The 13,395-nt window shown below is 62.9% G+C and carries 14 protein-coding genes; 11 read left to right on the forward strand and 3 right to left on the reverse strand.

Going from position 1 to position 13,395, the window contains the following annotated elements:
- The first annotated feature begins 37 nt into the window (after positions 1 to 37).
- From NKH17_RS25780 to NKH17_RS25790, 3 genes are all read left to right on the forward strand, one after another.
- Entirely contained in the window at positions 38 to 307 is a 270-nt protein-coding gene (locus NKH17_RS25780) for a type II toxin-antitoxin system prevent-host-death family antitoxin (protein WP_352477076.1), read from the forward strand.
- Positions 307 to 549, forward strand: a complete 243-nt coding sequence (locus NKH17_RS25785; protein ID WP_352477075.1) for a hypothetical protein — start codon at positions 307 to 309, stop codon at positions 547 to 549. The genes NKH17_RS25780 and NKH17_RS25785 overlap by 1 nt, the downstream gene beginning before the upstream one ends.
- 269 nt (positions 550 to 818) lie before the next feature.
- Positions 819 to 1,910, forward strand: a complete 1,092-nt coding sequence (locus tag NKH17_RS25790) for a 3-deoxy-7-phosphoheptulonate synthase (RefSeq protein ID WP_352477074.1) — start codon at positions 819 to 821, stop codon at positions 1,908 to 1,910.
- Positions 1,911 to 1,958: 48 nt separating this feature from the next.
- Here NKH17_RS25790 and NKH17_RS25795 read toward each other — a convergent pair whose 3' ends face one another.
- Entirely contained in the window at positions 1,959 to 2,594 is a 636-nt protein-coding gene (locus tag NKH17_RS25795; RefSeq protein WP_352477073.1) for a LysE family translocator, read from the reverse strand.
- A 127-nt stretch (positions 2,595 to 2,721) separates the two neighbouring features.
- Between NKH17_RS25795 and NKH17_RS25800 the strand changes: the two genes are divergently transcribed.
- Complete coding sequence (locus NKH17_RS25800; protein WP_254815912.1) at positions 2,722 to 3,423, forward strand: helix-turn-helix transcriptional regulator; 702 nt, start codon at positions 2,722 to 2,724, stop codon at positions 3,421 to 3,423.
- A gap of 34 nt (positions 3,424 to 3,457) precedes the next feature.
- Here NKH17_RS25800 and NKH17_RS25805 read toward each other — a convergent pair whose 3' ends face one another.
- A complete protein-coding gene (locus NKH17_RS25805) occupies positions 3,458 to 4,567 on the reverse strand; it encodes a Gfo/Idh/MocA family protein (RefSeq protein WP_352477072.1) in 1,110 nt (369 codons plus the stop codon).
- 153 nt (positions 4,568 to 4,720) lie between these two features.
- Here NKH17_RS25805 and NKH17_RS25810 point away from each other — a divergent pair, with 153 nt between their 5' ends.
- Positions 4,721 to 5,566, forward strand: a complete 846-nt coding sequence (locus NKH17_RS25810; protein ID WP_352477105.1) for a MurR/RpiR family transcriptional regulator — start codon at positions 4,721 to 4,723, stop codon at positions 5,564 to 5,566.
- Here NKH17_RS25810 and NKH17_RS25815 read toward each other — a convergent pair.
- Complete coding sequence (locus NKH17_RS25815) at positions 5,563 to 6,453, reverse strand: AraC family transcriptional regulator (RefSeq protein ID WP_352477071.1); 891 nt, start codon at positions 6,451 to 6,453, stop codon at positions 5,563 to 5,565. The two genes, NKH17_RS25810 and NKH17_RS25815, sit on opposite strands and share 4 nt — an antisense overlap.
- A 136-nt stretch (positions 6,454 to 6,589) precedes the next feature.
- Here NKH17_RS25815 and NKH17_RS25820 point away from each other — a divergent pair, with 136 nt between their 5' ends.
- The 6 genes from NKH17_RS25820 (at position 6,590) to iolB (ending at position 13,371) form a co-directional block, all read left to right on the forward strand.
- Positions 6,590 to 7,318 (forward strand): SDR family oxidoreductase, encoded by a 729-nt coding sequence (locus tag NKH17_RS25820; RefSeq protein WP_352505992.1) that lies wholly within the window; start codon positions 6,590 to 6,592, stop codon positions 7,316 to 7,318.
- Between the two features lie 200 nt (positions 7,319 to 7,518).
- Complete coding sequence (locus NKH17_RS25825) at positions 7,519 to 9,453, forward strand: bifunctional 5-dehydro-2-deoxygluconokinase/5-dehydro-2-deoxyphosphogluconate aldolase (RefSeq protein WP_352899472.1); 1,935 nt, start codon at positions 7,519 to 7,521, stop codon at positions 9,451 to 9,453.
- Positions 9,454 to 9,487: 34 nt separating this feature from the next.
- Complete coding sequence (gene iolD / locus NKH17_RS25830; protein WP_352899475.1) at positions 9,488 to 11,332, forward strand: 3D-(3,5/4)-trihydroxycyclohexane-1,2-dione acylhydrolase (decyclizing); 1,845 nt, start codon at positions 9,488 to 9,490, stop codon at positions 11,330 to 11,332.
- A 46-nt stretch (positions 11,333 to 11,378) separates the two neighbouring features.
- Positions 11,379 to 12,296, forward strand: coding sequence for a myo-inosose-2 dehydratase (gene iolE / locus NKH17_RS25835; RefSeq protein WP_352686472.1), 918 nt, complete (start codon positions 11,379 to 11,381; stop codon positions 12,294 to 12,296).
- 41 nt (positions 12,297 to 12,337) lie between these two features.
- Positions 12,338 to 12,556 carry a DUF3329 domain-containing protein gene (locus tag NKH17_RS25840; RefSeq protein WP_254815905.1) on the forward strand — a complete coding sequence of 73 codons (219 nt, stop codon included), beginning with the start codon at positions 12,338 to 12,340 and terminating at the stop codon, positions 12,554 to 12,556.
- 2 nt (positions 12,557 to 12,558) lie between these two features.
- Positions 12,559 to 13,371: a 5-deoxy-glucuronate isomerase gene (gene iolB / locus NKH17_RS25845; RefSeq protein WP_352477066.1), complete on the forward strand. Its 813-nt coding sequence runs from the start codon at positions 12,559 to 12,561 to the stop codon at positions 13,369 to 13,371.
- Positions 13,372 to 13,395: the final 24 nt, after the last annotated feature.

The following is a 13,395-nucleotide window of genomic DNA, read 5'->3' on the forward strand; positions in this document are numbered from 1 at the left end:
ACATAGTCAACGTAGTCGGACTAGTCACGGGATTAAGATGCCGCCTGCACCTAAGAATACCAATTGGACGGTCGCCGGGGCAAAAGCCCGGCTCTTAGAGGTCATCGAGCGCGCGCAGTCGGCGCCGCAGACGATCACCAGAAACGGCAAACCGATCGTGGTTGTCGTCTCGGCCGAGGAATGGCAGCGCAAGACCGCACGCAAGGGTACGCTTGCGAAGTTCCTGTTGGACTCCCCGCTGCGCGGCGCCGATCTCAACCTTGGGCGTCAGCGTGACGAACCGCTAGGGCGGCAAGAGCACGTCTGATGCATCCCTATTGGATCAAGGTAAGCGGCCACCTCGGGGTTGGCGTCACCGCGCAATCGGAAGCCGACGCGCTACAACTCTTTTCGCTTGCCTTTGGGTCTGCCGAGAATGTTGTCGGCATCGAGATCATCAAGGACATGAATGACCTTGACCAGAATCACGTCATACCCAATCTGGGCGTGGTCAACTGGTTTCGGCGTGGCATCTGGTTTCCCCAAGGCCAGGAGCACATTTCAAACTGAGACACTGCTTCGCCTCATCACCCACGTGACAAGCGCCCCGGCATCGATTATATGAACCGCATGATCAACCTGACCGCCACGTATTGGTACTTTAGCAGCTCGCTGGCGGCGGGAGGATTGCGCTCGATCTGAAGATTGCAGCATCAAAAATCCGAACAGCCGCCAGACCTGGCGGCTTTTTTGTTTGCCGGCAGGTCTCCTAAAGCATGATCCCGAAAAGTGGCATCCGGTTTTCGGATCATGCTCCAAACAAACAGGAGCAGAAAGCCGTGTTGACGACCACAGACGATCTTCGGGTCAAAGAAATAAGGGAATTGAGCACGCCGGACGAGGTGATGCGGGAGATACCGCGCACGCTGACGGCGACGCGCACCGTTGCCGCATCACGCAACGCGATCCACGCCGTGCTGACCGGCGCCGACGACCGGCTGGTGGTTGTCGTCGGCCCCTGTTCGATCCACGACCCGGCCGCTGCCGTAGACTATGCCAGTCGTCTGGCGACGCTGCGCGAAAGCCTGTCGGACCGGCTGGAGATCGTCATGCGGGTGTATTTCGAGAAGCCGCGCACGACGGTCGGCTGGAAAGGCCTGATCAACGATCCCGATCTCGACGGCAGCTTCAACATCGACAAGGGGTTACGGATGGCCCGCAACGTGCTCTCCGCGGTCAACAATCTCGGCCTTCCAGCGGCCACCGAATTCCTCGATATGGCCACCCCGCAATATATTGCCGACCTCGTCGCCTGGGGAGCGATCGGCGCGCGCACGACCGAGAGCCAGATCCATCGCGAACTGGCGTCAGGCCTGTCCTGCCCGGTCGGCTTCAAGAACGGCACCGACGGCAATTTGCGGATCGCCGCCGAAGCCGTGAAATCCGCCGCCCAGCCGCATCATTTCATGGCGGTGACGAAAGGTGGGCGCAGCGCCATCGCTACGACCGCCGGCAACGAGGACTGCCACGTCATTCTGCGCGGCGGTATTGTGCCGAATTATGACGCGGCAAGCATTGCTGCTGCCTGCGCGGAACTCGGCCGGATCGGCGTGGCGCCGCGGCTGATGATCGATGTCAGCCACGCCAACAGCAGCAAGAAGCCGGAAAACCAGCCAGGGGTGGCAGCCGAGGTGGCGTGCCAGGTCGCGGCGGGCGACGAGCGCATCATCGGCGTTATGATCGAGAGCAACCTTGTCGCCGGCCGGCAGGATGTCGTGCCGGGCAAGCCGCTTGTCTATGGCCAGAGCATCACCGATGGCTGCATCGACTGGGCAACCACCGAGACGGTGCTTTACGGCCTTGCCGACGCGGTCGAGCGGCGCCGGTCGGTGCGACGCGCCATGATATCAAGCCGTGCGGGAGCCGCATGACCCGGCCGGCGCCGCTGCCATGGACGTTGCGCCCTTCGGGCTCGGAATTCACGCCGCCTTCAGGCCTTCCCAGACGGTGAGCGCCGAAACCGCAACGAGAAGCAGTCCGGCCGCCCGGCCGGCAAGAGCGGTTGCCCTTGGGTTGGCGACCAGCAGATCCCGGCTGCGACCGGCGGTAATCGCGAGTCCGCCATAGACAGCGAACTGCGTGGCGATCGTCATCAGCCCCATGATGATCGCCTGCATCCAGATCGGGCCGTAATCCGGCCTCAGAAACTGCGGATAGACGGCAAGAACAAAGAGATAGGCCTTTGGATTGATCAGGCAGGTCATGATCCCCTGGCGAAAGGCCTTCCATGCGGAGCGGCTGGCGGCAGGGCCGTCATGGCCGACGGTGATGGAGCTGCGCATCAGCGTGATGCCGATAAAGGCCATGTAGGCGGCACCGGCAATCAGCAGCGGATTGAAGAGGATCGGCAAGAAATGCATGAGCAGGCCGACGCCGAGCGCGCCGTTCAGCGTATGCACCACGCCGCCCAGCATGATGCCGCCGGTCGCCGCAAGCCCTCTGCTGCTGCCGCCGGTCAGCGCATTGGCAAGCACGAAAAGCATGTCCATGCCGGGCACGATGATGATGCCGACAAGGAGGACAAAGAAGAGCCAGAGGTTTGCCGCGTAGTCCATGTCAGTTGCCTGTCGCCTCATGCAGGCGAGCTGCAGAGGAACTTGTTGATTTTCAATCCGATAGGCGATCCTATAGGTCAGTCCAACTGACGAGGTGTTGTCAGTTGCCTTCGGGCCGAGTGAGGGAATGCGCAAGGCGTCGCGTCTGTTCGAGATCATCCAGATCCTGCGGCTGGCGAGGAAGCCGGTGACGGCGGCAATGATCGCCGAGCGGCTGGAGGTGACGGTGCGCTCGGTCTATCGCGACATTGCCGCGCTGCAGGCGATGCGGGTGCCGATCGAGGGCGGGCGCGGCATCGGCTACATATTGCGTCCTGGCTTCGACTTGCCGCCGTTGATGTTTTCGATCGAGGAGATGGAGGCGATCGTACTGTCTCTCGCGCTGCTCGAACGCACGGGCGACAGCGAGCTCAAGCAGGCGGCCAAGCGCGTCAGCGCCAAGATCGCCGGCGCGGTGCCGCCGCCTTTGCGCCAAACGCTCGACGCCAATCAGTTGCATGCATGGGGTTTTGCCGCGCCATCGGCCTCCGCGGTCGATCTGGCGTTGGTGCGCCGTGCCATCCGCGACGAGGCCAAGCTGGACCTTTCCTACCGCGACGAACTGGGCCGAGCCACCGAGCGCATCATCTGTCCGATCGCCCTCATCTACTACTCCGAAACCGCCAACATCGTTGCCTGGTGCGAGCTGCGCCAGGCAATCCGCAATTTCCGCAGCGACCGGATCGAGGATTGCCAGGCGACGGGACTATGGTTCAAGGGTGAAGGCGACGGTTTGCGGCAGGTCTGGGTGAACGGGTGGGAAACGGACACCTCAGCCGCAGGCGGCTGAAGCGGCCACTGTGAAGCGGATGCTGGGGGAGGGGCTACCTCACGTCCTCCCAGCGGCTCTCACTGAACGACCTGGCCATCGCGTGCACGGTGCGCTCGATCTCCAAGCCTTCGTCGAAGTCGATGATGCGCGCCGGCTTGCCGGCCAGCCGCGTCAAAAGTTCCCTGCATTCGATGATCTTGAGGTCGTTGAAGCCAAGCCCGTGGCCGGGTGCCGGCAGGAAGGCGTCGTAGGGCTTGTGGTGCGGCGCCACCAGGATGGTGCGATAGCCTTGCTCGGTCGGCCGGTCGGCTGTCAGATAGAGCTGGAACTCATTCATCCGCTCCTGATCGTACAGGATCGAGCCCTTCGAGCCAAAAATCTGGATGGCGATCCGGCCTTTGCGGCCCCAGGCCGAACGGTTGACCAGCAGCGTCCCGGCGATGCCGTTTTCGAGATGCATCAGGATACTGGCGATGTCGTAGGTTTCGACCGCGCGGCGCCCGCCAGAGGCGACGCGGCGTTCGGCATAGGGTTTGGCCATGTCGCACATGACGCGGGCAACGCGGCCGAACAGCACGGCGATGAGCGAAAGCGGATGCACGGCGAAATCGTCGAGCGCGCCGTAACCGGACGCCGCCTCGTGCTTCCAGAAGAACAGCGCCTCCGGATCGGCCATGAAGTCCTCGTCCATCTCGATGCGCAGATGGTTGACCTCGCCGATGATCTTCTCGTCGAGCAGCGCGCCGATATGGCGGATTGCGGGGTTCTGGATGTAGTTATAGCCGAGCGCGGCGACTTTGCCGGACTTTTGGGCCGCCGCAGCCATTGCTTGCGCCTCCGCAAAACTCGGCGCCATCGGTTTTTCACACCACAGATGCTTCCCAGCTTCGAGGATGGCGATGGCCATTTCCGGGTGGAACTGGTTCGGCGTGGTCAGCGAGATGACATCGACGTCGGGATCGTCGACCACCGCGCGCCAGTCACCGGAGGCTTTGGCGAAGCCGAATTCGCTGGCACGCCGTTTGGCAAGGTCCTCGTTGACCTCGCCCAGATGAACCAGCCTTGGCTTGTCCACATCGGAAAAGACGGTACCAACCGCGTTCCAGGCAATGGCGTGGCACTTGCCCATGAAGCCCGTGCCGATAAGACCTACCCCGACCATCCGCTTGCCTCCCTGTGTGCAAAGTTTGTGTGGATGAATTAGTCCATTTTGTCTGCAGATGGAACGCTTGTCTCATTTTTTATGGTGTTCTTGCACAGGCCCGCTATGATGGGGCACAGAGGGAACCAGACGATGAGCCTGGGCGGAGCGACGATGGACGAACGGGTGCCGCGCGATTTCGAGACGCTGCGGGCGACGATCCTGGAGCGGCGCCAGAGCCTGCCGAAACGTATCGCCCAGATCGCCGCCTATGCGCTCGACAACCCAGACGATATCGCCTTCGGCACCGCCGCCAGCATCGCCGCTTCCGCCGGTGTCCAGCCTTCGACGCTGATCCGCTTTGCCCAGCAGCTTGGTTTTGATGGTTTCACCAGCCTGCAGTTGGTGTTTCGCGAGCGTCTGCGCGAGCGCAACTCGTCCTACGATGAAAGGCTGGCGGCATTGCGCGCCAAGGCCGAGGAAGGCGCCGGCCACCGCGCGATTTTCGACGGTTTTGTTGCCGCAGCCAGCACCTCGCTCAACGACATTTCGCGCACGCTGAATGAAGACCATTTCGAAGATGCAATCGCCTTGCTGGCCAAGGCCGAAACCATTTACGTGCTGGCCAAGCGGCGCTCCTACCCGGTCGCCTCCTACATCGCCTACGCATTGGGCAAGCTCAAGATCCGCAACCAGCTGATCGAATCGGCCGCCGGCCTCAATGCGGAGATGATCGGCTTTGCCTCTCCAAGGGACGCCGTCATCGCCATAAGCTTCTCACCCTATGCCCCGGCCACCATCGAGGAGGCGCGCGTCATTTCGGAACAAGGCGTGCCGATCGTGGCGATTACCGACTCCTCCTTTTCGCCGCTCGCCCAGTTCGCCAGGGTCTGGTTCGAGGTCGCCGAGGCCGATTTCGCCGGCTTCCGCTCGCTGTCCGCGACGATGGCCTTGGCCATGGCGCTGACTGTCGCCGTCGGCGAGAAGCGGCGCGACAGCGGCAGGAAGCGCAAGCCTTAGAGCACCTCTATTGCCGTTTCGCCTCCTGCCAAAAGCCGCGCTGCGTCGCGGGCAGGCGGCGATCCGAACTGGCGGGCATACTCCCGGCTGAACTGGGAAGCACTCTCATAGCCGACAGCGAAGGCGACACGCGCCACGTTGCCCGGCTGGGCAATCAGCAGATGGCGGGCTTCCAGCAAGCGGATTTGCTTTTGATACTGGATTGGGCTCATGGCCGTCGCCGCCTTGAAGTGACGATAGAACGCAGCACTACTCATATGGGCGATTTCGGCCAGATCCCCGACCCGGACCGGCTGATGGGGATGCGAGCGGATCCGGGCGATCGCCTGGCCAATCCGGGACAGATGGCCGTCGGCGCGCGCAAGTTCACGAAGCTTTCCGCCTTGCGGGCCTTGCAGGAGCCGAAACAGCATCTCCCGCTCGAGCATGGCCGCGAGCACGGGAATCTCCGCTGGCCGGTCAAGCAGCCGCAGCATTCGACGCAACGCGTCGAGCAGGTCGTCATCAACGGGAGAGGTGGAGAACCTGTCGCCGCCGAGGACCGGCCCGTGCTCAACGAGGAGCGCGGCGACAGCCTGCAGGTCAAGGGTCAAGCCAATGGCCAGATAAGGACGTGCGGCGCTCGCTTCGACTATCTGGCTGATGCTGGGCGTCTCGACAGTGTAGATGAAATAGCTGGCCGGGTCGTAACGAAGAGCCCGGTCGCCGATCAGAACCGTCTTCGCGCCCTGCAATACGAATAAGACCTCCGACCCCCACACACCCGGCAATGGCGCCGTCGCGACTTCGCTGCGGCCGATCGAAACGCGGGGAATCGCCGTTCTTATTCTTCGCCCGCGCGCATGGCGGCCGGCGATTTCGATCAACTCCTGCAGCGGCTCGCTCATTGCGCCAGCATCGCGCATTCGCACCGGCCGCGCAACAGCGTGAGAGGATTAGGCAAGAGCTGGAGAGTTTCCGGCGCGCGGAGCCCGCTGCCTCGCGCCATTTGTGGGTCTTCCACAGCAAACATGGAGACACGATATGACGACATCGAAAACTGCGCTGGTGACCGGCGCCAACAAGGGTATAGGCCGTGAAATCGCCCGGCGAATGGCGACCATGGGCTTCAAGGTCTGGCTCGGCGCCAGGAGCGCCGAACGCGGCATGGCGGCGGCGCAGGCATTGCGTGCCGAAGGCCACGACGTGGAGTGGCTTGAGCTGGACGTCACGAGGGATGACAGTGTGAAGGCGGCAGCCGAGGCGTTCGGGCAGGCCAGCCCCCGCCTTGACGTGCTGGTGAACAACGCCGGCGTCGCCATCAACTACGACCTGCCGCCGAGCCAGCAGCGGATCGCCGATATCCAGGCCACCTACGACGTCAATGTCTTCGGCCCGATCCGCGTGACCCAGGCATTCCTGCCGCTGCTGCTGGCAGCACCTGCTGCGCGGATCGTGATGGTGAGCAGCTCCACCGGCTCCATCGGCCGGGCGCTGGATCCCGCCACCGCGAACCACGCCGTCAATATGATGGGCTACGGCAGCTCCAAGACAGCGTTAAACGCCATCACGGTGGCCTTCGCCAGGGAGCTCGCACCGCAAGGCATCAAGGTCAACGCCGCCGCGCCTGGCTACACTGCCACCGATCTCAACGGCTATAAAGGTCACCGTACGGTGCAGCAGGCGGCCGAGATCGTCATTCACCTGGCGACCTTGGACGCCGATGGCCCGACCGCCGGGTACTTCAACGATGATGGCCCACTTCCTTGGTGAATCAGCTGGTCTCAGTGGTAGACACTTGACGTTCGTCTGACTTCAAAGTTTCTGAACGCGCGAGCCTTGCACAGCACTTTTCAGCCTTGGGAACGCTCGTTCCATATTGACTATGGATTGGAATTATTATTTCATATTGCCGGCGCCACGCTGCCGCTCGCGCGTGTTACCCAAGACAACAAAGCCGATGGGAGGTTCGAATGGGCGAGGCCGTGGAAGCGAAATATTCGCCGCTCGACATCATCACGATCGGCCGCGCTTCCGTCGATCTCTACGGCCAGCAGATCGGCTCGCGCCTTGAGGACATTACTTCCTTTGCCAAGTCGGTCGGCGGCTGTCCGGCCAATATCGCAGTCGGCACTGCCAGACTAGGCCTGCGCTCGGCGCTGCTCACCCGCGTCGGCAATGAGCAGATGGGCCGCTTCATCCGCGAGCAGCTGACCCGCGAGGGCGTTTCGGTCCAAGGCCTCAAGGCCGATCCGGAGCGGCTGACCGCCCTGGTGCTGCTGTCGGTCGAGGATGAAGGCGTCTCGCCGATGATCTTCTATCGCAGCGATTGCGCCGACATGGCGCTTTCGGAAGACGACATCGATGAGGCGTTCATCGCTTCGGCACGCGCGATCGTCGTCACCGGCACGCATTTTTCACGACCCAACAGCGACGCCGCCCAGCGCAAGGCGATCCGTGTCACGAAAGCCAATGGCGGCAAGGTGATGTTCGACATCGACTACCGCCCCAACCTCTGGGGTCTCGCCGGCCACGCCGAAGGCTTTGAGCGCTATGTGAAATCCGACCGCGTGTCGGCGCGGCTGAAGACGGTGCTGCCCGACTGCGATCTCATCGTCGGCACCGAAGAGGAAATCATGATCGCGTCGGGCGCAGACGATTGCCTGAGCGCGCTGAAAACCATCCGCTCGCTGTCGGCGGCAACCATCGTGCTGAAGCGCGGCGCCATGGGCTGCATCGTCTATGACGGGCCGATCAGTGACGATCTCGAGGACGGTATCGTCGGCAAGGGGTTTCCTATCGAGGTCTACAATGTGCTTGGCGCCGGCGACGCCTTCATGTCGGGCTTCCTGCGCGGCTGGCTCGGCGAGGAAAGCCTGGCGACGGCGGCGACCTGGGCCAATGCCTGCGGGGCATTTGCCGTGTCGCGGCTCCTCTGCGCACCTGAATACCCGACCTTCGAGGAATTGCAGTTCTTCCTGAAAAACGGCAGCAAGCACCTGGCGCTGCGCAAGGACGAGGCGATCAACCACATCCATTGGGCGACCACGCGCCGGCGCGACATCCCCTCGCTGATGGCGTTCGCCTGCGACCACCGCGTCCAGTTGGAGGACGTCGCGGCAAAAGCCGGCGCCGATCCGTCGCGGATCCCGGCTTTCAAGGTGCTGACTGTCAAGGCTGCGGCCAAAGTCGCGGCCGGCCGCGCCGGCTATGGCATGCTGCTCGACGAAAAATACGGACGCGAGGCGATGTTCGAATTCGCCCACCATTCCTTCACCTGGCTCGGCCGGCCGGTCGAGTTGCCGGGTTCGCGGCCGCTTCGCTTCGAGTTCTCGCAAGACATTGGTTCGCAACTGACCGAATGGCCGGTCGACCACTGCATCAAGTGCCTGTGCTTCTATCATCCCGATGATCCGGCGGAGCTGAAGACCGAACAGCAGCAGAAACTGCGCGCTTTGTTCGAGGCCGCGCGGAAAGTGGGCAGAGAACTTCTGGTGGAGATCATCGCCGGCAAGCATGGCAAGCTCGACGACATGACCATCCCGCGCGCGCTCGAGGAACTCTACGCACTCGGCATCAAGCCCGATTGGTGGAAGCTCGAACCGCAGGCATCGCACGGCGCATGGGCAAAGATCGAGGCGGTGATCCTGAAAAACGATCCGTGGTGCCGCGGGATTGTGCTGCTCGGTTTGGAAGCGCCGCAGGACGAGCTGGAAGCGGCCTTTGCCGCCACCGCCAAGGCGCCCATCGTCAAGGGCTTTGCCGTCGGCCGCACCATCTTCATCAACGCGGCCGAACAATGGCTTGCCGGCAAGATGTCGGACGATGAAGCGGTTGCCGACATGGCATCTCGCTTCGAGAGACTGACCGAGGCGTGGCTTGCCGCGCGCGGCCGCAAAGCAGCATAAGAAGGCGCGGCATAAGGACTGCGGAGGAACCGACATGACCAAGACAATCCGCCTGACGATGGCGCAGGCTCTGACCCGCTTTCTTGCTCGACAGATGACCGAGATGGACGGGAAGAAGGTGCCGATCTTCGGCGGCGTCTGGGCGATCTTCGGCCACGGCAATGTCGCCGGCGTCGGCGAGGCGCTGTACCAGGTTCGCGACGAGCTGCCGACCTTCCGTGCCCATAACGAGCAGGCAATGGCGCATGCGGCGATCGCCTATGCCAAAGCCAATTTCCGCCGCCGCTTCATGGCTGCGACCAGTTCGATCGGCCCCGGCGCGCTCAACATGGTGACCGCTGCGGCGCTTGCGCATGTAAACAGGTTGCCTGTCCTGTTTCTGCCCGGCGACGTCTTTGCCAATCGCATTCCCGACCCTGTCCTGCAGCAGGCCGAGGATTTCTCCGACGGCACGGCGACCGTCAATGACTGCCTCCGGCCGGTGTCGCGCTATTTCGACCGCATCACCCGGCCGGAGCAGATCATGCCGGCGCTCAACCGCGCCATGCAGGTGCTGACCGATCCCGCCGAATGCGGCCCGGTGACGCTGGCGCTGTGCCAGGACGTGCAGGCAGAAGCGTATGACTACCCCGAGAGCTTCTTTGCCGAACGAATCTGGCATCAGCGGCGACCGCGTCCGGATCGCCAGGAGCTGGCCGCCGCGGTGGCGGCTCTTAAAGCGGCGAAGAAGCCATTGGTGATTGCCGGCGGCGGCGTACTCTATTCGCAGGCCTCGGGTGAACTGGCCAGACTGGTGCAGGACGCCGGCGTTCCGGTCTGCGAGACGCAAGGCGGCAAATCCTCGCTGCGCGACGATCATCCGCTGAACATGGCGGCGGTCGGCGTCACCGGCACTTCGGCGGCCAACAGGCTGGCCGAAGAGGCCGACGTCGTGCTTGCCGTCGGCACCAGGTTGCAGGACTTCACCACCGGCTCCTGGGCACTGTTCAAGAATGCCGGCAGGACCATTATCGGACTCAACGTCCAGCCCTTCGACGCCGGAAAGCACCAGGCGCTGACGCTGGTCGCCGATGCGGCGGAAGGGCTCGCCGAACTCGGCGAGGCGCTGAAGGGCTGGAAGGCGCCTGCCGCCTGGACCGACAATGCGATCAAGGGCAAAAAGGAGTGGCAGGCGGAGGCGGGCAAGGTGACTGCGTCGACCAATGCCGCCTATCCGTCCGACGCGCAGGTGATCGGCGCCGTACAGCGCGCCATGGGCTCCGGCGTGGTACTGCTCCATGCCGCCGGCGGCTTGCCCGGCGAGTTGCACAAGCTCTGGCAGGCGGGCGCGCCCGGCTCCTACCACGCAGAATACGGGTTCTCGACAATGGGCTATGAAATCGCCGGCGGACTCGGCGTCAAGATGGCCAAGCCGGACGAAGAGGTAGTCGTGATGATCGGCGACGGTTCCTACCTGATGCTCAATTCCGAGATCGCGACCTCTGTGATGCTCGGCCTCAAGCTGACCATCGTGCTGCTCGACAACCGCGGCTATGGCTGCATCAACCGGCTGCAGATGGCGACCGGCGGCGCCAACTTCAACAATCTGCTGAAGGACGCCCGTCACGAAACCTTGCCCGAGATCGACTTCGCCGCGCATGCTGCGAGCATGGGTGCGATTGCCGAAAAAGTGCCATCGATCGCCGGGCTGGAAACGGCGCTGGCGCAAGCGAAGCAGAACACGCGAACGACTGTGCTGGTCATCGACACCGACCCGCTGGTTTCGACCGAGGCGGGTGGAAGCTGGTGGGATGTCGCAGTGCCGGAAGTCTCGGCACGGCCGCAAGTGAATGCGGCGCGCAAGAAATACGAGGAAGCGCTGAGCGGGCGGGTTCTTTGAGCCATCCGCGAACGCGCCTCGAAATGTCCGAAATTGGAGTGACGACTTGAAAGCCAAACTGGGCATGTCCCCCATTGCATGGTGGAACGACGATCTTGCCGAACTCAGCGATGATGTGTCGCTGGAGGAGTGTCTGCGCCAGTCGCGCTCGGCTGGCTTTACCGGCATGGAAATGGGCCGCCGCTTTCCCAACGATCCGCAAATCATGCTGCCGATCCTGAAAGAGGCCGACGTGACCCTTTGCGGCGGCTGGTTCTCGGGGACGCTGGTCAATGAAGACATGGCGAAAAACAAGGATCGTATCCAGCCGATGATCGATCTGTTCAAGGCGGTGAATGCGCCCTGCATCGTCTATGGCGAAGTCGGCCGCTCCATCCAGGGCGACCGTTCGAAACCCCTCGCCAGCAAGCCCAGGCTTTCGGACGATGAGATGAAAGCCTACGCGAAGCAGCTCACGCAGTTCGGCGAATGGTGTGCCGAGCAAGGCATGCCGCTCTCCTATCACCATCACATGGCAGCGGTGGTCGAGACCGAGCCAGAGCTCGACGCCTTCATGCGCTATTCGGGAGAAGGCATTCCATTGCTGCTCGACGCGGGTCACCTGGCCTTTGCCGGGGGCGATGTGCTGCGCGCTATTGATAACCACCACCGGCGCATCAACCACGTGCATGTGAAAGACGTGCGCATGGAGGTGATCAACAAGCTGGATCGTAGCAGGCAATCCTTTCTCGATGCGGTGGCGCTTGGTGCCTTCACCGTGCCGGGAGATGGCTCGCTGGACTTTGGCGCCATCGTCCAGAGGCTCGCCGACCATGGCTATGAAGGCTGGTTCGTGGTCGAGGCCGAGCAGGATCCGAAGAAGAACCCGCCGCTCAAGATGGCGCAGGTCGGCTACAAGGAATTGATGCGGGTGATGACAGCGGCCGGCTATACGGTGGAGACACAAGGCTTTCCCAATGCTTGAGGCTCGCGAGGAAGGGCTGATCCGATGCCGGGGGTGATCCGATGAAAGACTCCGAGCACCCGTTTTTCCGGCCGCTGTGGCGGCGCGTTGCCGTTGTCGCGGTCTGCCTGGTCTGGTCGGTGATCGAATTCGCCACCGGCACGCCGTTCTGGGGCGTGATCGCGCTCGGCTTCGCCGGCTATGCTGTCTGGCAATTCTTCTATCTCTACAAGCCGGCTGACGAGGACAAGCCATCGGCGGACGCCAAACCGAAGGAATGACCATGCCTAAGCTGCTCATCAAAGCCAATAAGGGCCACGGCCGCGTCGCTCATGTGACGCCGCAAAACGCCGGCTGGACCTATGTCGGCTTCGATCTGCATCGGCTGAGGCCCGGCGAGAGCGCTTCCGGGCAAACCGCGGATCGTGAGGTCTGCCTGGTGTTCGTCACCGGCAAGGGCAAGGCCAAAGCCGGCGGCAAGGATCTCGGCCTGCTGGGCGAACGCATGTCGCCGTTCGAAGGCAAGCCTTGGTCGGTCTATGTGCCGCAGGGGTCGGAATGGTCGGTGAGCGCCGATACCGATCTCGAACTTGCCGTCTGCTCGGCGCCAGGACTGGGCGGCGGTCTGCCGGTCCGTGTCATCGGGCCCGACGATCTCGGCCAGGAGGTTCGCGGCAAAGGCACCAACACGCGCTATGTCACCAACATCCTGCCGGAAGGCAAGCCGGCCGATTCCTTGCTGGTGGTCGAGGTCGTCACACCCGGCGGCCACACATCGAGCTATCCGCCGCACAAGCACGACCAGGACAATCTGCCGGCTGAATCCTATCTGGAGGAGACCTATTACCACCGTCTCAACCCGCCACAGGGCTTTGCTTTCCAGCGCGTCTACACCGACGCCGACCAGAGCGGTGCTCGTTCGCTCGACGAGGCGATGGCTATCGAGGACGGCGACGTCGTGCTGGTACCCAGGGGTTATCACCCCTGCGCAGCCTGCCACGGCTATGATCTCTATTATCTCAACGTCATGGCCGGACCGAAGCGGACGTGGAAATTCCACAACGCGCCCGAGCACGAATGGCTGATGAAGGCCTGACCACTTCCCTTCGCCCCAACCGCT

The sequence above is a fragment of the Mesorhizobium sp. M1334 genome (genome assembly GCF_040317995.1).
Taxonomy (GTDB): Bacteria; Pseudomonadota; Alphaproteobacteria; order Rhizobiales; family Rhizobiaceae; genus Mesorhizobium.